17 protein-coding genes are annotated in these 19,656 nt (G+C 67.1%); 8 read left to right on the top strand and 9 right to left on the bottom strand.

Annotated features, from left to right (window positions below; translation table 11 throughout):
- The first annotated feature begins 61 nt into the window (after positions 1–61).
- The 7 genes from BLW02_RS09545 (at position 62) to BLW02_RS09515 (ending at position 7,525) form a co-directional block, all read left to right on the top strand.
- Positions 62–1,063 (top strand): tripartite tricarboxylate transporter substrate binding protein, encoded by a 1,002-nt coding sequence (locus tag BLW02_RS09545; RefSeq protein ID WP_092698070.1) that lies wholly within the window; start codon positions 62–64, stop codon positions 1,061–1,063.
- Between the two features lie 143 nt (positions 1,064–1,206).
- A complete protein-coding gene (locus tag BLW02_RS09540) occupies positions 1,207–3,306 on the top strand; it encodes an acetate--CoA ligase family protein (protein ID WP_092698069.1) in 2,100 nt (699 codons plus the stop codon).
- 25 nt (positions 3,307–3,331) lie between these two features.
- A complete protein-coding gene (locus BLW02_RS09535; protein ID WP_026435250.1) occupies positions 3,332–4,519 on the top strand; it encodes an acyl-CoA dehydrogenase family protein in 1,188 nt (395 codons plus the stop codon).
- Entirely contained in the window at positions 4,516–5,289 is a 774-nt protein-coding gene (locus tag BLW02_RS09530) for an SDR family NAD(P)-dependent oxidoreductase (RefSeq protein ID WP_026435249.1), read from the top strand. Before BLW02_RS09535 ends, BLW02_RS09530 begins: the two co-directional genes overlap by 4 nt.
- Positions 5,290–5,306: 17 nt before the next feature.
- Positions 5,307–6,320 (top strand): phosphotransferase family protein, encoded by a 1,014-nt coding sequence (locus BLW02_RS09525; RefSeq protein ID WP_092698068.1) that lies wholly within the window; start codon positions 5,307–5,309, stop codon positions 6,318–6,320.
- Positions 6,321–6,536: 216 nt separating this feature from the next.
- Complete coding sequence (locus tag BLW02_RS09520; protein WP_092698067.1) at positions 6,537–6,785, top strand: hypothetical protein; 249 nt, start codon at positions 6,537–6,539, stop codon at positions 6,783–6,785.
- Entirely contained in the window at positions 6,782–7,525 is a 744-nt protein-coding gene (locus BLW02_RS09515; protein WP_092698066.1) for an ATPase, read from the top strand. The genes BLW02_RS09520 and BLW02_RS09515 overlap by 4 nt, the downstream gene beginning before the upstream one ends.
- Before the next feature lie 161 nt (positions 7,526–7,686).
- Here BLW02_RS09515 and BLW02_RS09510 read toward each other — a convergent pair whose 3' ends face one another.
- From BLW02_RS09510 to BLW02_RS09480, 7 genes are all read right to left on the bottom strand, one after another.
- A complete protein-coding gene (locus tag BLW02_RS09510) occupies positions 7,687–8,811 on the bottom strand; it encodes an SDR family oxidoreductase (RefSeq protein ID WP_208859714.1) in 1,125 nt (374 codons plus the stop codon).
- A gap of 13 nt (positions 8,812–8,824) precedes the next feature.
- Positions 8,825–10,093, bottom strand: a complete 1,269-nt coding sequence (locus BLW02_RS09505) for an ABC transporter substrate-binding protein (RefSeq protein WP_092698065.1) — start codon at positions 10,091–10,093, stop codon at positions 8,825–8,827.
- Positions 10,094–10,129: 36 nt separating this feature from the next.
- Complete coding sequence (locus tag BLW02_RS09500) at positions 10,130–11,218, bottom strand: cyclase family protein (protein WP_092698064.1); 1,089 nt, start codon at positions 11,216–11,218, stop codon at positions 10,130–10,132.
- Between the two features lie 297 nt (positions 11,219–11,515).
- Complete coding sequence (locus tag BLW02_RS09495; protein ID WP_092698063.1) at positions 11,516–12,418, bottom strand: PhzF family phenazine biosynthesis protein; 903 nt, start codon at positions 12,416–12,418, stop codon at positions 11,516–11,518.
- Positions 12,419–12,422: 4 nt separating this feature from the next.
- Positions 12,423–13,610 (bottom strand): aminotransferase-like domain-containing protein, encoded by a 1,188-nt coding sequence (locus tag BLW02_RS09490; RefSeq protein ID WP_092698062.1) that lies wholly within the window; start codon positions 13,608–13,610, stop codon positions 12,423–12,425.
- 151 nt (positions 13,611–13,761) lie between these two features.
- A complete protein-coding gene (locus BLW02_RS09485; protein ID WP_092698061.1) occupies positions 13,762–14,742 on the bottom strand; it encodes a DMT family transporter in 981 nt (326 codons plus the stop codon).
- Complete coding sequence (locus BLW02_RS09480; RefSeq protein ID WP_092698060.1) at positions 14,739–15,338, bottom strand: LysE family translocator; 600 nt, start codon at positions 15,336–15,338, stop codon at positions 14,739–14,741. The genes BLW02_RS09485 and BLW02_RS09480 overlap by 4 nt, the downstream gene beginning before the upstream one ends.
- Positions 15,339–15,471: 133 nt before the next feature.
- Here BLW02_RS09480 and BLW02_RS09475 point away from each other — a divergent pair, with 133 nt between their 5' ends.
- Positions 15,472–16,932, top strand: coding sequence for an aminotransferase-like domain-containing protein (locus tag BLW02_RS09475; RefSeq protein ID WP_092698059.1), 1,461 nt, complete (start codon positions 15,472–15,474; stop codon positions 16,930–16,932).
- Between the two features lie 30 nt (positions 16,933–16,962).
- Here BLW02_RS09475 and BLW02_RS09470 read toward each other — a convergent pair whose 3' ends face one another.
- Together BLW02_RS09470 and BLW02_RS09465 are read right to left on the bottom strand one after the other, a co-directional pair.
- Entirely contained in the window at positions 16,963–17,370 is a 408-nt protein-coding gene (locus tag BLW02_RS09470; RefSeq protein WP_092698058.1) for a hypothetical protein, read from the bottom strand.
- A gap of 92 nt (positions 17,371–17,462) precedes the next feature.
- Positions 17,463–19,361 (bottom strand): ATP-binding cassette domain-containing protein, encoded by a 1,899-nt coding sequence (locus BLW02_RS09465; RefSeq protein ID WP_092698057.1) that lies wholly within the window; start codon positions 19,359–19,361, stop codon positions 17,463–17,465.
- Positions 19,362–19,656 lie beyond the last annotated feature (295 nt).

Genomic DNA, 19,656 nt, shown 5'->3' with positions numbered 1-19,656 from the left:
TCCTTGCACGTATTCCTTTCATACACCGGCATTCCAACAACACCACACCAGGAGACAAGCCATGATGAACATCCCTCCCCTTTCCCGCCTGACGTCCCGTCGCCACTGGATCGGCCTGGCCTGCGCCGCACTGTGTGCGGCGGGTTCCCCGCTGGCCTTTGCGCAGGACTACCCGAACAAGCCCGTGAAGCTGGTCGTGCCCTACCCACCGGGCGGCCCCACGGACATCGTGGCCCGCGCCGTCGCGCAGAAGCTGCAGGAGCGCCTGGGCCAGCCGTTTGTCATCGACAACAAGCCCGGTGCAGGGGCCAACCTGGGCGCCGAGGCCGTGGCCCGCAGCGCGCCAGACGGCTACACGCTGGTGGTGGCCACCACGGCGCACGCCATCAATCCCGCGCTGTTCGCCAAGCTCAATTACTCGCTGACCAAGGATTTCGCGCCGATCTCGCAGCTCACCGGCGGTCCGCTGGTGATTGTTGCCAGCCCGGCCCTGCCGGCCAACAACGTGGCCGAGCTCATCGCGCTGGCCAAGAGCAAAAGCGGCGGGCTGAACTACGGCTCGTCCGGCAATGGCCAGTCCACCCACCTCTCGGCCGAGCTGTTCAGCGCCATGGCCGGGATCAAAATGAACCATGTTCCCTACAAGGGCAGCGCGCCCGCGCTCACCGACGTGATGGGCGGGCAGGTCGATTTGATGTTCGACACCATGCTGTCGTCCATGCCCCACGTGAAGGGGGGCAAGCTCAAGGCCCTGGCCGTGACGAGTGCCCAGCGCTCCGCTGTGGCGCCGGATCTGCCCACCGTGGCCGAGTCCGGCCTGCCGGGCTACGAGGCCATCGCCTGGAACGGCCTGCTCGCCCCCGCTGGTACCCCCAGGGAGGTGATTGCGCGGCTGAGTACCGAACTCAAGGCCGTGCTTGAAAGCCCCGACATCCGTCAGCGTTTTGATGCCCAGGGTTTTGGCGCGGCCTGGAGCGCGCCGGCGGCGTATGGCGCCTTCCTGCAGGCTGAAGTGGACAAATGGGCCAGGGTGGTGAAGACCTCCGGCGCAAAGATTGACTAACCCCCTGAGTCGCCTTCGGCGCCTTCCACCTCAAGGGGGACGCCGCCCGTGCGGCGGGGCGGCCCTTGCACGGCGGCCCTGGCGTGCGCCGCGCCAGGCGCAACGGTCGCACGCTATGAACCACTGAGAAACACACAACAGCCATGACTGATCTTCTTACCTCCGCCCTCAACCCGCGTTCGGTCGCCATCATTGGCGCTTCGGACAACATCCACAAGATCGGCGGGCGTCCCATCTACTACATGCAGCGCCATGGCTACCAGGGCGCGGTCTATCCCATCAACCCGGCACGCGCGCAGATTCAGGGCCACAAAAGCTACGCCACGCTCGCCGACCTGCCCGAAGTGCCGGATCTCGCCCTGGTCGTGGTGGGTGGCGACAAAACCGTGGCGACGGTGGAGGAATGCGCGGCGCGTGGCGTCAAGTCGGCCGTCATCATTGCCTCGGGTTTCGGCGAGACCGGCCCCGCCGGGCGCGAACTGCAGGACCACATGGTGGCCAAGGCCCGCGCCGCCGGCATGCGGCTGTACGGCCCCAACACCCAGGGCCTGGCCAACTTCGGCACGGGCGCCATCGCGGGCTTTTCCACCATGTTCATCGAGGTGCCGCCCATGGACGGCCCGGTGGGGGTGGTGAGCCAGAGCGGCGGCATGAGCTCCATGATCTACGGCCTGGTGCGCGGGCGCGGCCTGGGCGTGCGCCATGTGCACGCCACGGGCAACGAGGCCGACGTGACCGCCGCCGAGATGGCCTGGGCCGTGGCCCACGACCCCGACGTGAAGCTGCTGCTGCTGTACCTGGAGAACATCGCCAACCCCGAGATGCTGGCCGCCACCGCCGCCTATGCGCGCGAGCGCGACCTGCCCATCGTCGCGGTAAAGGCCGGGCGATCGGCCAGCGGGCAGAAGGCCGCGTCGTCTCACACGGGCGCGCTGGCCAACGAGGACCGCACCGTGGACGCCTTCTTCAAGCACCACGGCATCTGGCGCGTGCGCGACCCGCACGAGCAGGCGCGCGCCGCACACGCCTACCTGAAGGGCTGGCGCCCCGAGGGCCGCCGCCTGGTCATCATCAGCAACTCCGGCGCCAGCTGCGTGATGGGCGCTGACGCGGCCGAAGACCTGGGCCTTCCCCTGGCGGAGCTGAGCACCGCCACCCAAGCCGACGTAGCCTCCAAGCTGCCGGGCTTTGCCACCGCCAGCAACCCCATCGACGTCACCGCCGCACTGCTGTCCAACAGCGGCCTGTTCGGCGACGTGCTGCCCGCCGTGGCGCAGGACCCGGCGGCCGACCTGTTCTTCCTGAACATTCCCGTGGCCGGTGCGGGCTACGACCTGGACCGCTTTGCCCGCGACGCTGCCGCCTTCGAGGCCGCCACAGGCAAGCCCGTGGCGGTGGCGGCGTGGCAAGAAAGCGTGGCCGCGCCCTTCCGCGCGCACGGGATCGCCACCTTCCCCAACGAAGGCGAGGCCATCGCCGTGCTGGCCCAGGTGGCCGGGCACACGGCACTGATGCGCCAGCCCCGCACAACCTGGCCCCAGCTGCCCGCGGTGCAGGTGCCGGCCGGCGCGCAGGGTTTTCTGAACGAGGTGGACAGCCTCGCCCTGCTGGCGCTCCACGGCGTGCCCACGGTGCCTATGCACCTGTGCCGCACCGCCGACGAGGCCCGCGCGGCGTTCGACGCCATCGGCGCACCCGCTGTGGTCAAGGCCTGCTCGGCCGAGGTGCCGCACAAGTCCGAGCACGGGCTGGTGGCCCTCAACGTGCAGACACGCGAACAGGCGGCCGAGCTGTTCGAGCGCTTCTGGTCCAAGATGGATGCCATGGGCGTGCAGCGCGATGGCGTGATCGTGGCGGCCACGCGCAAGGGCCAGCACGAATTCATGGTGGGCGCGCGCATCGACCCCGTCTTCGGCCCCGTGGTGGTGGTGGGCGACGGCGGCAAGTACGTGGAGGCGCTCAAGGACTGCGCCGTGCTGCTGCCGCCCTTCAGCCAGGACGAGGTGGTGCGCACGCTGCGCACGCTGCGCATTGCGCCGCTGCTCGATGGTGTGCGCGGCGAACCGCCGCTGGACGTGCAGGCGCTGGCGAACATCGCTGTGGCGGTCGGTACCGTGATTGCCGGCGCACGTGGCACCATCGCATCGGTTGACCTCAACCCCGTCATGGTGGGCGCTGTCGGTGACGGCGCCGTGGTCGTGGATGCCCTGGTGGAGTGCGCCGGGGCCGCCGCTCGTCCCTGATAAAAAATGTGAAGGAATTTGCCGCATGGACTTCACCCTTTCCCCGGAAATCCGCGCATTGCGCGACAAGACGCGCCAGTTCATCGCCGAGCAGGTCATTCCCCTCGAAAACGACGAACGCCAGTCGTCGCACGGCCCCAGCGAGGCGTTGCGCCGCGAGCTGGTAGCCCGCGCCCGCGTCGCCGGCCTGCTCACGCCCCATGCCTCGCGCGAGATGGGTGGGCTGGGCCTGAGCCATGTGGCCAAGGCTGCGGTGTTCGAGGAGGCGGGATATTCGTGGCTGGGCCCCACGGCACTCAATATCCATGCACCCGACGAAGGCAACATCCACCTCATGGAAGAAGTGGCCACCGCCGCGCACAAGGAGCGCTGGCTGCGCCCGCAGGTGGCCGGCCACATCCGCTCCTGCTTTGCCATGACGGAGCCCTCGCCAGGCGCGGGTGCTGACCCCTCCATGCTGGCCACCACGGCGGTACGCGATGGCAACGACTATGTTATCAACGGCCTCAAATGGTTCATCACGGGTGCCGAAGGTGCTGACTACGCCATCGTGATGGCGCGCATGGAAGACGGTTCGGCCACCATGTTCCTCACCGACATGGACCGCCCCGGCATCACGCTGGAGCGCAGCATGGATGCGATGGACGCGTGTTTCACCGGAGGCCACGGCGTGCTGCGCTTTGACAACCTGCGCATACCCGCCAGCGACGTGCTCGGGGAGATGGGCAAAGGGTTTCGTTACGCGCAGGTGCGCCTGGCCCCCGCACGCCTGACGCACTGCATGCGCTGGCTCGGCCAGGCACGCCGCGCTCATGATGCAGCGCTGGCCTACACCCGCAAGCGCCACGCCTTTGGCAAGCCGCTGGTCGAGCACGAAGGCGTGGGCTTCATGCTGGCCGACAACGACATGGACCTGCACACGGCCCGTCTGCACATCTGGCACACCGCGTGGCTGCTGGACCAGGGCGAAAAATGCAACTTCGAGTCGAGCCGCGCCAAGGTGGTGTGCTCCGAAGCGCAGTGGCGCGTGGTGGACCGCAGCGTGCAGATGCTGGGCGGCCAGGGGGTCACGTCCGATTCGCCGGTGATGCGCATCTTCACCGACATGCGGGCCTTTCGCATCTACGACGGCCCGAGCGAAGTGCACCGCTGGAGCATGGCGCGCAAGCTCGTGCACCTAGCAGAAAAGGCCGAAGCCGGGGGGCAGGCATGAGCGGCGCCATCGATCGCTTCCGGCTTGACGGCAGGGTGGTGTTGGTCACGGGTGCATCCAGCGGGCTGGGCACGCATTTCGCGCAGCTGCTGGCCTCGGTGGGCGCACGCGTGGCCGTGGCCGCACGCCGCGCGGACAAGCTGCAGACGGTGGTGGACGCCATCGTGCAGGCAGGCGGCCAGGCGCGGGCGCTGGCACTCGACGTGACCGACCCAGCCAGCGTGCGTGCCTGTTTCGATGCGCTGGCCAGCTGGGGCGCGCCCGACGTGGTCATCAACAACGCCGGTGTCACCGTTACCCGCCCGCTGCTGGAGCAGACCCCGGAAGATTTCGACCAGGTGCTGGACACCAACCTCAAGGGTTGCTGGCTGGTGGCCACCGAGGCCGCGCGCCGCATGGTGGCGGCCGGGCAGGGTGGCAGCATTGTGAATGTGGCTTCCATCCTGGGTGAACGGGTGGCCGGCGGGGTGGCTCCCTACGCGATATCGAAGGCCGGCGTGGTGCAGGCCACCAAGGCCATGGCGCTGGAGCTGGCGCGCCACCGCATCCGGGTGAATGCGCTGCTGCCGGGCTATGTGGTGACCGACCTCAACCGCGACTTCCTTACCAGCGAAGCCGGCGACAAGCTGCGCAGCCGCATTCCCAGCCGCCGCTTTGGCGAGCTGGGCGATCTCGATGGGCCGCTGCTGCTGCTGGCATCGGATGCCGGTGCTGCGATGTCGGGCGCGACCGTTGCGGTGGATGGCGCACATCTGGTGAGCTCGCTGTGAGCGCCGGCGCCGCATCCATGCCCCTCGGGCCGCTGACCGACTACCTGCGCGCTCAGGGTCTGGTCGGGGCTGAAGCGATCGAGGTGTCACCGCTGTCCGGCGGGCAATCGAACCCCACATTCCGCATCACGGCCGGTGACAACGCCTACGTGCTGCGCAAGAAGCCAGCCGGCCAACTCGCCCCGTCGGCCCATGCCATTGACCGCGAGTACCGCGTCATGCGGGCGCTGCAGGGCAGCGATGTGCCCGTGCCACGCATGCTGGCCTACTGCGAGAACGAGTCCATCGTCGGTACGCCGTTCTACCTGATGGATTTCCTGGAGGGCCGCGTCTTCATGGACCCGGCCCTGCCCGGCATGGACAAGGCCGAACGCGCCGCCGTCTACCGCGAGATGGGCCGCGTCATCGCCGCCCTGCACAGCGTGGACATTGCGGCCGTAGGCCTGGCCGACTACGGCCGCACGGGCCAGTACGTGCAGCGCCAGATCGACCGCTGGTCGCGCCAGTGCCGTGCGTTGCCGGTGCCGCTGGACCAGGCGATGCTCGACCTGATGGCGTGGCTGCCCGCGCACCTGCCCGAGGGCGACGAAACCACCCTGGTGCACGGCGACTACCGCATCGACAATCTGGTGTTCCACCCCACCGAGCCGCGCGTGATCGGCGTGCTGGACTGGGAGCTGTCCACGCTGGGCCATCCGCTGGCCGACCTGGCCTACCACTGCATGGCCTGGAACGTGCCGCCCGCGCTGTGGCGCGGCATGGGCGGGCTCGACTTCGCGGCGCTGGGCATTCCGAGCGAGGCGCAGTACCTGGCGGACTACCAGGCCGCCACCGGGCGCGATGCGCAGGGGCACTGGTCGTTCTACATGGCCTACAACCTGTTTCGCATGACCGCCATCCTCTACGGCATTGCGCAGCGCGCGGCCGATGGCAGCGCGGCCTCGGCCGACGCCGAGGAGACCGGGCGAAAGGCCGGGCCACTGGCACGGCTGGGCTGGGAATGGGCGCAGCGCCACGGCGCTGCGGGTTGACCAGCAGCCAAGCCGCCGGCGCGCGCAGCGACTGAACCGGCACTTGGGGCTTTCCTGTTTGGCAACACCGTGCGTGCACGCCCAAGGGTGGAGCTTGAAGCGGTGGTGCCGCGATGTGAGCGGGTCAGCGGCTGGGCAGGACGCGGCTGGCATGCGGTGTGCCATCCGGCAAACGCCCGGCGTTGGTGCTAGAGTGAAAGTCACTGAGGTAACGCCATGAAGATGACTGAAGAATCCATGAAGGTCCTGGAGGCCGGCATCCCTAAACTGGCTCAGGGTGCTTTTCAGCGCGCGCACTACCAGGCATTGACCACCAGCGGGAAAGTCATGCGCGCCGTCAACGGCCAGCTGGTCGAGACGCATGCCGACGGTACCGAGAAGGTGGTGCGCACCATCCACAGCCCTGTGAAGGTTGCCATGGGCGCCAAGTTCAAGCTCAAGCCCCGTGTGACCGCTGCTGGATGAGTGCCGTAAAGCCCCGGCTGCGCATGTTCGCAGGCCCGAACGGCTCGGGAAAAAGCACCCTCAAGGACGTGCTGGAACCCAACTGGCTGGGCGTCTATGTCAACGCCGATGACATCGAGGCCGAGATCCGTGCGCAGGGTTTCGCGTCGCTGAAACCCTACGGTGTCAACACCACACAGGCGGAGCTGCTGGCTTTCTTCGCGGGTTCTGACTTCCTGCGCCAGCAGGGGCTGGACGCCAGTGCACAAAAGATCCGGCTGGAAGAAGACCGTGTCATTTTTTATGCCGTGGCGGTGAATTCGTACTTCGCCTCGGTGCTGGTGGATTTCATTCGGAATGACCTGCTGCGCCGCAAGGAGTCATTCACCTTCGAGACGGTGATGTCGGCACGGGCCAAGGTGGATTTTTTCTGCCGTGCGCGCAAGCAAGGGTTCAGAACCTATCTGTACTACGTTGCGACCGAGGACCCCGAGATCAACATTTCGCGGGTGGCTCACCGGGTTCGCATGGGCAAGCACGATGTGCCGCGAGACAAAATCGTTGAACGCTACCACCGGTCTTTGGCTTTGCTGGCGGATGCTGTCACTTGTGCAGACCGGGCTTACCTGTTTGACAACTCGGGCAGCGAGCGTGTATGGGTGGCAGAGGTGACGGACGACGCCGATCTGGAAATGAAAACAGACTTGATGCCGTATTGGTTCAAGACCGCGTTGTTGGACAAGTTAGCCAGCGACGAGTAGGCGCAGCGACGAGCGCGGCAGCGCCAACCCGCCCGGTCACGCCCTCGTACGTGTGCATCTGCACGACCACCAAGGTGTGTGGCCGGCCATGGTCGTCATGGCCAGGCGGTGCGCGCGGCGCAGCCGCAGGCCCACGATGGTGCTGGTAATGCGCTCTATCTTCATGTCCGCGCTTGCGCGGCGCTGGGCAGCAGCCGGCGCTGCTGCAGCTGGCCAAACCATTTGCGGAACATGTCCTCGGTATCGATGCATGCCGCAAATCCGGCCTGGCGAATCTTGACCGAGCTCATGATCACCGGCGGCAAAGGACCTGTCTTGCCGTGGTTCATCTGGAAGTCCGCGTAGGTGGCGCCCTGGCCGATGAAGGCCGCCAGCTCGCGCGGCGCGGCCAGCCGGTATTTGTCCACGATGCGTTCCCAGGCCCGTTGCTGCCCCGCCAGGGTGGCACCGAGCGACTGCGGCTCGGGCTCCCCCACCGCCATGCCCAGCGCATCGGCAACGGTGGGCCAGACGTTCTGCCACACGAACACGTCGCCGTTCTCCACGTTGAAGGTTTCGTTGCGCGCGTTGGGCGACTGTGCGGCCCAGGCGCAGGCCTGGGCAATCAGGTCGGCGTCGATGGCCTGGTTCACGCGCGCGGGGCCGCCGGGGTAGGCCAGCGGCAGGCCTTGTTCGTGGCGCAGCCAGGCGTACACGCCAATGGCCGGGATGGGGTTCATGTGGCTGCCCATGGCATCGCCGAAAACGATGCGCGGCCGCATGATGGTGAAGTGCCAAGCATCGCCCGAGCGTGCCTGGCGCTCGCGGAGGAAATCTTCTTGCAGCCAATAGAAGTTTGCGTGGTCGTCGCGCGGCCAGCGCTCGCGTGCGGGCACGGCGATCTGCGGGTGGATATGCACGCCGTAGGCCTTGCCACCCTGCATGATGGTGACATGGCGCAGCGGGCCGCCGGGGCGGTCCAGCGGTTCGACGACGTTGCGCAGCATCTGCAGGTTGATGCGCATCTGGTCCTGGTCCTGCCAGCCCCCGACGAGGCCACCAGGTTTCTCGTAGACGGCGGTGTACACCACATGGGTGATGTCGTCGCGGCCTGCCAGCGCGGCCGCACAGGCGCCTGCGTCTTGCAGGTCTAGCTGCAGGCCTTCAGCGCCGGGCGGCGGCAGGATAGGGCGGCGTGCCACGCCGATCGCACGCCAGCCGGGCAGGCTGGCGAAATGGCGCAGGCAGGCCTGGCCCACCACGCCCGTGGCGCCGACGATCAGTGCAGTTTGCAGGGGTGTCGTCATGGCCGCACGGTCCTCACTTCTTGAGCATCGGGCACTTGGACTGCGACAGCGGCAGGAAGGCTTTGTCGCCCGGCACCGTGGCCACGAGCTTGTAGTAATCCCAGGGGTACTTGGATTCGGCCTGCGACTTGACCTCGAACAGGTACATGTCATGCACCATGCGGCCGTCCTCGCGAATGTGGCCGTTCTTGGCAAAAAAGTCGTTGATCGGCGTGGCCTTCATTTGCGCCATGACCTTGGCCGTGTCGTCGGTCTTGGCGGCCTGCACGGCCTTGAGGTAGTGCATGGTGGATGAGTAGGCGCCCGCCTGGCTCATGTTGGGCATCTTCTTCATCTTCTCGAAATAGCGTTTGGACCAGGCGCGTGTTTCGGGGTTCATGTCCCAGTAGAAGGCCTCGGTGAGCATCAAGCCGCCCGCCGTGCGCAGGCCGATGGCGTGGATGTCGTTGATGTACATGAGCAGGCCGGCCAGGGTCTGCTTGTTCTTGCCCTGGGTCAGGCCAAATTCGCGCGCAGCCTTGATGGTGTTCACGGTGTCGCCGCCGGAGTTGGCCAGGCCTATGACCTGGGCCTTGCTGTTCTGCGCGCTGATCAGGAAGGATGCGAAGTCCGTCGCGCCAATGGGGTGCCTGGCCGAGCCCAGCACCTTGCCCCCTTGGGCGGTTACAACGGCGCTGGCCTGTTCCTGCAGGCTGTGGCCGAAGGCGTAGTCAGCGGTGATGAAGAACCAGTCTTTGCCGCCGCGCTGCGTAATGGCGCTGGCCGTCACGTTGGCCAGGGCGTAGGTGTCGTAAACGTAGTGCACGGTGCTGGGCATGCACAGGTCGCCCGTGAGGCGGTCGGTGCCGGGGCCGTTGAAGACGATGACTTTCTGCTTTTGCTTGGCCACTTCCAGCACGGCCAGCGCCGGGGCAGAGACGGCCACGTCCATGATGGCATCGACCTTGCCGGTGTCGAACCATTCGCGGGCCTTGCTGGCGGCGATGTCGGCCTTGTTCTGGTGGTCCACCACCAGCAGCTCGATCTTCTTGCCCAGCACCTGGCCGCCGAAGTCGTCGATGGCCATCTGGATCGCGGCGGCGCTGCCCGGGCCGGTGATGTCGGCAAAGGGGCCGCCCAGGTCCGTGAGGATGCCCAGGCGCACGACGTCGTCGGAAATCCTGGCATCCTGCGCCGTGGCGGCCGTGGTCGCGGCGGCGATGGCCAAGCCGATACATGCCGCGCGGCAGGCGCGCTGCAAGGCGCTGCGGGGAGTGGAGGTGAGGGGGGTGAAGTGGCTCATGTTGTCTCCTGGTGTGTGTAGGGATGGTTGGTGGAATCAGAGGGTGGCGATGGGCGTGACCGGCGAGCCCACGGCACCGGGAAGGCGCAGGGGCGGCGCGGTGAGCAAAAAGCGGGTACGCCCCCGGGCGTGCAGTGCTTCGGCGAGCTCGTCGAGGTACCACAGCTCACCCAGCGGCAGCCCGAGCTTGAACAGGCAGTGCTCATGCAGCGGCAGCACGGGGTAGGGTGTGCCGTCCTGGGGAACGCGTGTGGGCGGGTGGCGCTCCACGGCGTAGTTGTCGGCCACCAGGGCGGCGATGCCGCTGTCGGTGATCCATTGCAGCAGCTGCTGGTCGCCGCCGTCGAGTGCGGCGCAGCTGTGGTGCAGGCGCTCGGCGTCGGGCTGGCCTTGCATGGACAGCACCAGCCCCGCAAAGCCGGTGCGCAGCAGCAGCATGTCACCCGGCTCTACCGTGGCGCCGCACTGCGCCATGGCGTGCATGAGCTGCTCGTAGCCGATGTCCTGGAAGTCGGTGCCCCAGATCCGGGCCAGGTCCACCAGCACTGCGCGGCCCTGCATGCCTTTTTTGGCCAGGTTCTCCACGCCCAGGGCACGGGCCACGCTGGCGTCGGCGGGGCGGCCCGCGCAGCACACAGGGCGGTAGGGGCCGGGTGCGCCTTGTGCGTCGCGTTGCGGCAGGCCATGGTCCACCGGTCCCAGCACATGTTCGTGGCCCCGGTAGCCGTTGTAGTAGGTGGTGCGCAGCTGGCCATCGCCCTCGGCGTCGAACAGCGAGCCCACATGGGCCAGCGAATCCCACTGCGTGGAGTACTGCAGCGACAGCAGCACCTGGTCGTCGCTGATCACGTCGGTGGCGCCCGCAACCACATGGCCCAGCGGGAAGTTGAGGTAGGGCCGATCGCCATTGCGCGTGGGCGATAGGCGCGGAGGGTGGCGCCGCGCGTTCAGGGCATTGCCACCGGGCAGATCCAGCGGCAGCGAGAGGCAATAGCTCAGTCCCTCACGCACTTCCTGCGCGCCCTTGCGAACCTGCTCAGGTCCGATCAGGTTGGCGCGCCCGAGCTGATCGTCGGGCCCGAAGTCGCCCCAGTTCGAACCTTGCGGGCGTTGTTTCCATCGCATGCTGTTGTCTCCTGCCGCTGGTGACCGCGGATATGGGGACTATGGTGTTGGGCGTGGCGGTGCACGTCAAACCGATGGGTGAAAATTTCAGGGAATGAAATCGAAGATGGGGTAAACCCTTCCGTCTGGTATGGAATTTTGCCCCGATGGATGCTTGTGGGAGCTATCTCAGGTCGGGTGGGTTTCGGTAGGCAAAACCGATGGATGGCTGTTTCAGCGTGCCGCGACCGTCTGCGCGAGCGCAAGCCCAGGTGGTTGCGGCAGGGCGGTGGAGTGACCTCGTGGTGGAGGGTGCCGTTACAGCAGCACCTCGCCGCGCACGCAGCTCACCGTGCTGCCGCCCACCCAGATGTCGCTGCCTTCCTGTGCGACATGCACCCGCCCGGCGCGGCCCAGCGCGGTGCCCTGGCTGGCCACGTAGTGCGTGGGAGCCAGGCCGGCGCCGATGAGCCATTGCGCCAGTGCGGCGTTCAGGCTGCCCGTGACCGGGTCTTCGGACAGGCCGTTGCTGCCGGGGAAGAAGGCGCGCACTTCGAAGGCAATGCCCTGTTCATCGCTGCTGCCCACCACGCCGACCTTGCCACGCGGCGCGGATGCGCCGCCTTCAGCGGTTGGCCCGACCACGCCCACATCCAGGCCGGCAAGGATGGCGCCGTCGGGCTGAAGGGCCAGCACCTGCGCGGCCGAGCGCAGCATCACGCCGCGCCAATTCGGGCCGTTGTCGCACCAGGCGTGGTGCAGGATGTCGCTGCGCGCCACGCCCAGGCCCTGGGCGATGCGGACCACGTCGGCTTCGTCGAGCGGGCCGCTGCGGACCAGGGGTGGTGCGGCAAAGGCCAGGCGGTCGCCGTCCTGGCGTAGCGTGACCAAGCCCACGCCGCATTCCTGCACCACGCGGCCCGCCGTCCGGGCCTGGCCACCGGCTTCGAGCCAGGCATGGCAGCTGCCCAGCGTGGGGTGGCCCGCAAACGGCAGCTCGCGGCCGGGGCTGAAGATGCGCACGCGGTAATCCGCCCCGGCCGCGCGGCCTTCCGGCGTAGGGGGCAGGAGGAAGGTAGCCTCGGACAGGTGGGTCCAGTCGGTGAACTGCTGCATCGCCTCGGTGGTGAGGCCTTCGCCGTCCAGCACCACGGCCAGCGGGTTGCCCCGGTAGGGCTGGGTGGTGAACACGTCCACCTGCCGGAAGGAGCGCTGGCGCATGGTGTCAGCCCTTCGTCTGATGGGCGCGGATGGCTGTCGCCAGCGCGGCGATGGCGGTGCGGATCTCGTCGCTGCTGGCCGTCACATACGACAGGCGCAGCGTGCGCGTGTCGGGGTGTTCGGCATAAAACGGTGCGCCGGGCACAAAGGCCACGTTGCGCTCCACCGCCTCGGCCAGCAGCGCCTGCGCGTTCACGCCCTCGGGCAGGCGCACCCACAGGAACATGCCGCCCGCCGGGCGCGTCCATGCCACGTCGAGGCCGGCCATTTCGTGTTCCAGCGCGGCCAGCATGGTGTCGCGCTGCTGCTGGTAGAGGGCGCGGATAGTGGGCACATGGCGGTCGAGGAAGCCGTCCCTGATCACCTCGGCCACCACGCGCTGGTTGAAGCCGGGGGTGTGCAGGTCGGCGGCCTGCTTGGCCTGCAGCAGCTTGGGGTAGATGGCCTTGGGTGCCACCAGAAAGCCCAGGCGCAGGCCCGGGGCCAGCACCTTGGAGAACGAGCCCATGTAGATGCAGCCATCGGGGTTGCGCGCCGTCAGGGGGGCGGGCGGGGCATCGCCAAACCACAGCTCGCCGTAGGGGTTGTCCTCGATCAGCGGAATGCCCAGCTCGGTGGCCTTGGCCACCAGCGCGGCGCGGCGCGCCTCGGTCATGGTGCGGCCCGTGGGGTTCTGGAAGTTAGGCAGCACATAGGCCAGGCGGGCCTTGTCGGCTCCGGTGCCGGCCTTGGCGGCAAAGTCTTCCACCAGGATGCCGTCGTCGTCGCTGGCCACGCTGACGGCAATGGGTTCCTGCGGCGCGAAGGCCTGTAGCGCACCCAGGTAGGTGGGTGTTTCCACCAGCATGCGGCTGTCCTTGTCGAGGAACACCTTGCCGATCAGATCGAGCGCCTGCTGCGATCCGGTGGTGATGAGCACCTGGTCGGGGTCCACCGTCCAGGGCAGCATGTCGGCCACGGCCTGGCGCAGGGGGGCGTAGCCCTCGCTGGTGGCGTATTGCAGGGCGGCGGCGCCGTCGCGCGCCATCACGGTGTTGCAGGCCGCGGTGAACTCCTGCAGGGGAAAAGTCTTGGGTGAGGGCAGGCCGCCGGCCAGGCTGATGATGCCGGGCTTGTCGGTGAGCTTGAGGATCTCGCGGATCGCGGAGGGGTTCATCTTGGCGGCGCGTGCCGCCAGGGTCCAGTTCGTCATGCAGTCATCTCCAGTGGCGCCCGCCAGGGGCGCTTGTCATCCATAAAAAAGCCGTTGTGCGGCGTGGTACCGGCCTGCGGGTGGGCCGATGGGGCTGCACTGTAACCCGCCCCATAACCCGCTTTGTCGCCGCCATTTCCTGGGGGCATCCTCATGCCGAGGCGGGCCGTGGCCGCACCGGCATGCGCCGGCCCAGCAATACGGTGGCCATCACGGCCAGGCCAAAGCCCACGCTCACCGTATCGAGGCCCTCGCCCAGCAGGGGCACGGCAAACAGCATGCCCAGAAAAGGTTGCACCAGCTGCACCTGGCTCACGCGCACCGTGCCGCCCAGTGCCAGGCCCCGGTACCAGGCAAAAAAGCCCAGCCACATCGAAAACACCGACACATAGGCCAAGCCGCCCCAGGCATGCACAGGCATGGGCGCAGCGGGCCATGACAGCGCCGCCAGCGGCCCCGTGGCGGGCAGCGAGATCACCAGCGCCCAGCAGATCACGAACTCGGCCCGCATGTGCTGCGACAGCCGTGCGCCAAAGCCGTAGCCCACGGCTGCGCACAGCATGGCACCGAGCAGCAGCAGATCGGCCGGGTGCAGCGCCAGCCCCGCACCGCCCGAACGCAGCACGGCAAAAGCCACGACCAGAGCGGTGCCCAGCAGCGCGCAGGCCCAGAACGCTGGCGACGGGCGCTGGCGGTGCAGCAGCGCGCCCACGGCGGCCGTGGCCAGCGGCAGCACCCCCACGATCACGCTGGCATGCACGGCGCTGACATGGCGCATGGCCATGGACGTGAGCAGCGGAAAACCAAACACCACGCCCAGCGCCGTCAGCACCAGCGGCCCCCAGTCGGCGCGTTGCGGCAGGGGGGCGCGCAGGGCCAGCAGCAGCGCGCCCGACAGCAGCCCGGCCACGGCCGCGCGCCCCATGGCGATGAACAGGCCCGACATCAGCGGGGCGTCGGGCGTGCCCACGGCCAGGCGCGTCATGGGCAGGGTCAGGGCAAAGATCATGACGCCCAGCAGGCCCAGGGCCAACCCACGGGCCTCGGGGGCGGTGCGCGGAGGGGGCACTGGCGTGGTGGCTGGCGCAGCAACGTCCGGGCTGGCAACGGATGCAGACACGGGCGTGCTCATGCGCGCACCATCCAGGCCGCCGTCACCACCAGGACCAGCGCCATGGCGCGGTTGAACCACAACAGGCGCCGGCCGCGCGCTAGCCAGTGGCGCAGCAGCGCGCCCACGGCGGCATACACAAAATTGCTGGACAGCGCATACAGCGCCATCACCGGCAGCACCACGGCCAGGCGCTGCAGGCTGTCGTCGCGCCCGATGATCCAGCCCGCCACGATGGTCAGCGACAGCAGCCAGGCCTTGATGTTCACGAACTGCAGTGCCGCACCCTGCCAGAAACCCACGTCCATGCGGGCCGCATCGGCTTCGCCGAGTTGGCCGCTCTGGCTGAGCTTCCAGGCCAGCCACACCAGGTAGGCAATGCCCACGGCCTTGATGCCCCAGCGCAGCGCCGGCACCGCCACCACGGCGGCCCCCAGGCCGCCCGTGCACAGCAGCAGCAGGGCGCTCCAGCCCACGGGCACGGCGCAGACAAAGCGCATGGCATGGCGCAAGCCCCGGTTGGCCGCCAGCGCGGTGGACAGCGTGGTGTTGGGGCCGGGGCTGAAGCTCATGGCGGTGGCCAGCGCCAGCAGGGCGGTGAATTCAACGGGTGGCATGGCGTTGTAAGAGGGGGCTGGCTGTTACTGTAGAAGCAATGGCAATACAGTGCCGATACAGTTTGACCGACAATGGCATGATCTGTAATGGCGATTGTGTCAGCACAGTTGACATTTCTGCACGAGGCCCCGCATGTTGACCCGTTCCAGCAACCACACCCTGACCGAGCAACTGGCCGAGCGCTTTGCCGAGCGCATCCGCTCGCGGCTGCTGCCCGCAGGCACGCGCCTGCCCTCGGTGCGCGAATGCGCGCGCCAGCAGGGCGTGAGCCCCTACACCGTGGTGGCCGCCTACGACCAGCTGCAGGCCCAGGGCCTGGTGGAGGCTCGCAACCAGCGCGGTTTCTATGTGCGTGATTTTGTACAGAATGGGGCTCTAGCGCAGGAGAAAAAAGCGCTTTCAGCTATACAAAATGCAGCAGTCGCGATGCCGGATGGACGCCGGGACTCCGGGCCTTTGCCCTCGGGTTCGCGCATCAACGCCACGGCGCTGATCCGGGGCATGTTCCACCAGGCCTCCACCCATCCGCAGCCGGGTTCCGGCGTGTTTCCTTCCGAATGGCTGGAGGCGGGTTTCATGGCGGCGGCGGTACGCAAGGTGACGGCCAGCCGGGCGCTGCAGGAGGGCTCGCTCCAGTATGGCGACCCCATGGGCGACCCCGGCCTGCGCCAGGTGCTGGCGCGCAAGCTGGCCGGGCTGGACATTCCCGCCCCGGCCGGGCAGATCATCACCACGGTAGGGGCCACGCACGCGCTCGACATTGTCAGCCGCACCCTGCTGCGCCCGGGCGACCCGGTCATGGTGGAGGAGCCCGGCTGGTCGGTGGAGTTTGCGCGGCTCGATGCCCTGGGCATGCGCATCCTGCCCGTGCCGCGCCGCGCCGACGGGCCCGACCTGGAGGTGATGGCGCGCTATTGCGAGGCCCATGCGCCCAAGCTGTTCGTGAGCGTGAGCGTGTTCCACAACCCCACGGGCTATTGCCTTGCGCCCGGCAGTGCCCACCAGGTGCTGCAGCTGGCGCAGCGGCACAACTTCCACATTGTGGAGGACGACACCTATAGCCACATCGCGCCCGCGCACGCCACGCGGCTCACGGTGCTCGACGGCCTGCGGCGCACCATCTATGTGAGCGGCTTCGCCAAGATCCTGGCCCCCAACTGGCGCGTGGGCTACCTGGCGGCGCCGCCCGATCTGGTGGAGCGGCTGCTCGACACCAAGCTGCTGTCCACCCTGACCACGCCGTCCATCCTGGAGAAGGCGCTGGCCCTGTGCATCGACCAGGGCCAGTTGCGCCGCCACGCCGAGCGCATGCGCTTGCGCCTGGCCCAGGCGCGCACGCGCAGCGTGCAGCTGGCGCTGGAGGCCGGGTGCGGTTTTGCGGCCGAACCGGCGGGGCTGTTCGGCTGGGTGGAGACGGGCGTGGACACCGACGTGCTGGCCCAGCGCATGCTGGACGAGGGCTACCTGCTGGCGCCCGGGGCCTTGTTCCATGCCAGCCGGCAGCCCTGTACGCTGATGCGCATCAACTTCACCACCACGCAGGATGCCGCCTTCTGGCGCGTGTTCCAGCGGGTGGTGGCGCAGAGCCGGTAGCCACGTTGCGCTGCAACGGGCCGCGCAGGTTCAGGCGGCTGTGCGTTCCACTTCGAGGTCGGCCAGCACCCGCGGCAGCGCACGATTGGCTTCTTCCATGTCCGTCGGGTGGGTTTTGCACAGCTTGCGGATGGCACGGGCCTCTTGCAGGCCTGGGCCATAGGGGCCGGTGTCCGGCGCGTTGGCATCGTCGATGCGTTCGGACAGCGGGACGCGGCGCTGGATGGCGCCAGGGGTTCGCATGGCATCGTCCAGTGGCGACAGCAGTCCGTACGGGTAGATCTCACGGCGCAGGTTGTTTTCCATGCCCTCATCGAGCAGATGCGTCATGCGCTGTGCCCGCGTCACCATGGTTTCGCGCGCGGGTCGCAGGTTCAGGTGGGTGCTGTAGAGGCCCTGGCCCAGGGTGCAGCAGACGAGGTCCTGTCCTGGAACCAACGCGATTGCGCGGAACCGCTGACCGCCCCCACCATCGGAACTGATCGGTTGCAGCAAGGCTCGGAGGGCGCCTTGCGTTGATCGGCCGTTCGTCAGGCAGAAAGTGCCGACCAGCGCTCCAGGGCGGTCATCAATTCTTCTTCGATCTCGCCTTCGCGCACATGCAGGGTTGCCGCACGGACTGGGTCCTGGCTGTAGAGCTGTCCGTCGGACAGCTCCTGTTGCAGGGCTTTCTGCTCGGTCTCCAGCTCGGCAATCCGTTCAGGCAACTGGTCCAGCTCACGTTGCTCTTTGTAGCTCAGTTTCTTTTTTGGGAGCTGTTCCGGCTTGTCTGGTGCGCGCTGGGGGGAATTTTTCTCTGAAATATCTGTTGCCCCCGAACGTGCCTGAGGCGCAGCGGCGGCCAGTGCCCGGCTGCGCTTGGACTGGACCAGCCAGTCTTGCACGCCGCCCTCGTATTCCCGCCACCGTCCGTCGCCTTCGAATGCAATGGTGCTGGTCACCACGTTATCGAGGAAAGTCCGATCGTGGCTGACCAGAAACACGGTGCCATCGTAGGACTCCAGCAGTTCCTCCAGCAAATCCAGGGTGTCGATGTCCAGATCGTTGGTGGGTTCGTCCAGCACCAGCACATTGGCGGGGCGGGCGAACAGGCGCGCCAGCAAAAGCCGGTTGCGCTCGCCCCCGGACAGGGACCGCACGGGGGAGTGCGCGCGCGCGGGTGAAAACAGGAAATCGCTCAGGTAGCTCTTGACATGCTTGCGCTGCCCGCCGATTTCAATCCATTCGCTGCCTGGGCTGATGAAATCCTCCAGCGTGGCATCGAGGTTGATGGCATGGCGCATCTGGTCGAAATAGGCGACCTGCAGGTTGGCTCCCTGGCGGATCGTTCCTGCGTCAGGCTGGAGCTCGCCCAGGATCAGCTTGAGCAGGGTGGTTTTGCCCGCGCCGTTCGGGCCAATCAGGCCCACCTTGTCGCCGCGGAGAATGGTGGCGCTGAAGTTGCGCACGATGGTCTTGTCGCCGAATGCCTTGCTGACCCCGCTCAGCTCGGCCACGATTTTGCCTTGGTAGCCGTTTTGCGAACCGGTGGCCACATCCATCTTCACGCTCCCCACCACATCCCGCCGCGCCTCGCGGCGCGCGCGCAGGTGCTCCAGCCGTGTGATGCGGCTTTGGCTGCGTGTGCGCCGTGCCTCCACGCCCTTGCGGATCCATATTTCTTCCTGGGCCAGCAACTTGTCTGCCTTGGCGGCGATCACCGCTTCCTGCGCCAGTTGCTCTTCCTTCTGGACGAGGTATTGCGCGAAGTTGCCCGGGTAGGAGCGCGGCTGACCCCGGTCGAGTTCCACAATCCGCGTGGCGACCCTGTCCAGAAAGGCCCGGTCGTGGGTGATGGTGACAACGCTGCCCGGGAAATCGAGCAACAGATCTTCGAGCCACTCGATGGAATCCAGATCAAGGTGGTTGGTGGGTTCGTCAAGCAGCAGCACGTCAGGCCGCGCCACCAGTGCCTGGGCCAAGGCGACGCGCTTCTTGGTCCCGCCCGAGAGTGTGCCAACTCTGGCATCCGGGTCCAGGTGCAGGCGCTGCAGCGTCTCCTCAACCCGCTGTTCCCAGTTCCAGGCATCGTAAGCCTCAATCACGGATTGCAGTGCGTCAAGGTCGAGACCTTCTGCTCCGGAAAGATACTGGTCCCGGATCGCAATGACATGCTGCAAACCTTCCGATGCCGCTTTGAAAATGGTGGCTTCCGGGCCCAGTGCGGGTTCTTGTGCAACGTAGGCGATGCGCACGCCTTGCTGTACCTGCAGGGTGCCATCGTCCGGTTTGGCCAATCCGCCAAGAATCTTGAGCAGGGACGACTTGCCAGCTCCGTTGCGCCCGATCAAACCAATGCGCTCCGCGGTTTCCAGGGAGAAGCCGGCGTGGTCCAGCAATGCAACATGCCCGAATGCGAGTTGGGCGTCCAGAAGGGTGATAAGTGCCATAGTGGCGCTGATTATCGTGGGCATCCATTTCTGTCCTGGGGCGATTGGCCTCCTCTGGTTCAGGAAAAAATAGCGCAGATCGTGGGAGTCTTGCCCCGGACGTGACTTTCCCGTGCTATAGTCTATGGCTTCGCTGCCGTGAGCCTTCTTCGTGAGGGCTCTGGATGCAGAGGAAAAAAAGAAGATGGTTTTGGGTTGGTCTGGGTAAAAACCCGGTATATAATTCAAGGCTTCGCTCGGTGGATCTGGTTGCTGCAAGCGGCTGGGGCCTGGAGAGAGAAAGTTTTCAAAAGTT

Source organism: Acidovorax soli (genome assembly GCF_900107605.1).
In the GTDB taxonomy this organism is placed as follows: Bacteria; Pseudomonadota; Gammaproteobacteria; order Burkholderiales; family Burkholderiaceae_C; genus Acidovorax; species Acidovorax soli.
This window is presented reverse-complemented; position numbering and strand designations above follow the sequence as displayed.

Excerpts from the sequence above, each read along its gene's own strand:
- BLW02_RS09475 (WP_092698059.1), top strand. The coding sequence starts at position 15,472 with ATGTTGACCCGTTCCAGCAACCACACCCTGACCGAGCAACTGGCCGAG.
- BLW02_RS09525 (WP_092698068.1), top strand. The coding sequence starts at position 5,307 with ATGCCCCTCGGGCCGCTGACCGACTACCTGCGCGCTCAGGGTCTGGTC.
- BLW02_RS09535 (WP_026435250.1), top strand. The coding sequence starts at position 3,332 with ATGGACTTCACCCTTTCCCCGGAAATCCGCGCATTGCGCGACAAGACG.
- BLW02_RS09515 (WP_092698066.1), top strand. The coding sequence starts at position 6,782 with ATGAGTGCCGTAAAGCCCCGGCTGCGCATGTTCGCAGGCCCGAACGGC.
- BLW02_RS09490 (WP_092698062.1), bottom strand. The coding sequence starts at position 13,610 with ATGACGAACTGGACCCTGGCGGCACGCGCCGCCAAGATGAACCCCTCC.
- BLW02_RS09500 (WP_092698064.1), bottom strand. The coding sequence starts at position 11,218 with ATGCGATGGAAACAACGCCCGCAAGGTTCGAACTGGGGCGACTTCGGG.
- BLW02_RS09465 (WP_092698057.1), bottom strand. The coding sequence starts at position 19,361 with ATGGCACTTATCACCCTTCTGGACGCCCAACTCGCATTCGGGCATGTT.
- BLW02_RS09485 (WP_092698061.1), bottom strand. The coding sequence starts at position 14,742 with ATGAGCACGCCCGTGTCTGCATCCGTTGCCAGCCCGGACGTTGCTGCG.
- BLW02_RS09480 (WP_092698060.1), bottom strand. The coding sequence starts at position 15,338 with ATGCCACCCGTTGAATTCACCGCCCTGCTGGCGCTGGCCACCGCCATG.
- BLW02_RS09510 (WP_208859714.1), bottom strand. The coding sequence starts at position 8,811 with ATGACGACACCCCTGCAAACTGCACTGATCGTCGGCGCCACGGGCGTG.
- BLW02_RS09530 (WP_026435249.1), top strand. The coding sequence starts at position 4,516 with ATGAGCGGCGCCATCGATCGCTTCCGGCTTGACGGCAGGGTGGTGTTG.
- BLW02_RS09545 (WP_092698070.1), top strand. The coding sequence starts at position 62 with ATGATGAACATCCCTCCCCTTTCCCGCCTGACGTCCCGTCGCCACTGG.
- BLW02_RS09520 (WP_092698067.1), top strand. The coding sequence starts at position 6,537 with ATGAAGATGACTGAAGAATCCATGAAGGTCCTGGAGGCCGGCATCCCT.
- BLW02_RS09540 (WP_092698069.1), top strand. The coding sequence starts at position 1,207 with ATGACTGATCTTCTTACCTCCGCCCTCAACCCGCGTTCGGTCGCCATC.
- BLW02_RS09505 (WP_092698065.1), bottom strand. The coding sequence starts at position 10,093 with ATGAGCCACTTCACCCCCCTCACCTCCACTCCCCGCAGCGCCTTGCAG.
- BLW02_RS09495 (WP_092698063.1), bottom strand. The coding sequence starts at position 12,418 with ATGCGCCAGCGCTCCTTCCGGCAGGTGGACGTGTTCACCACCCAGCCC.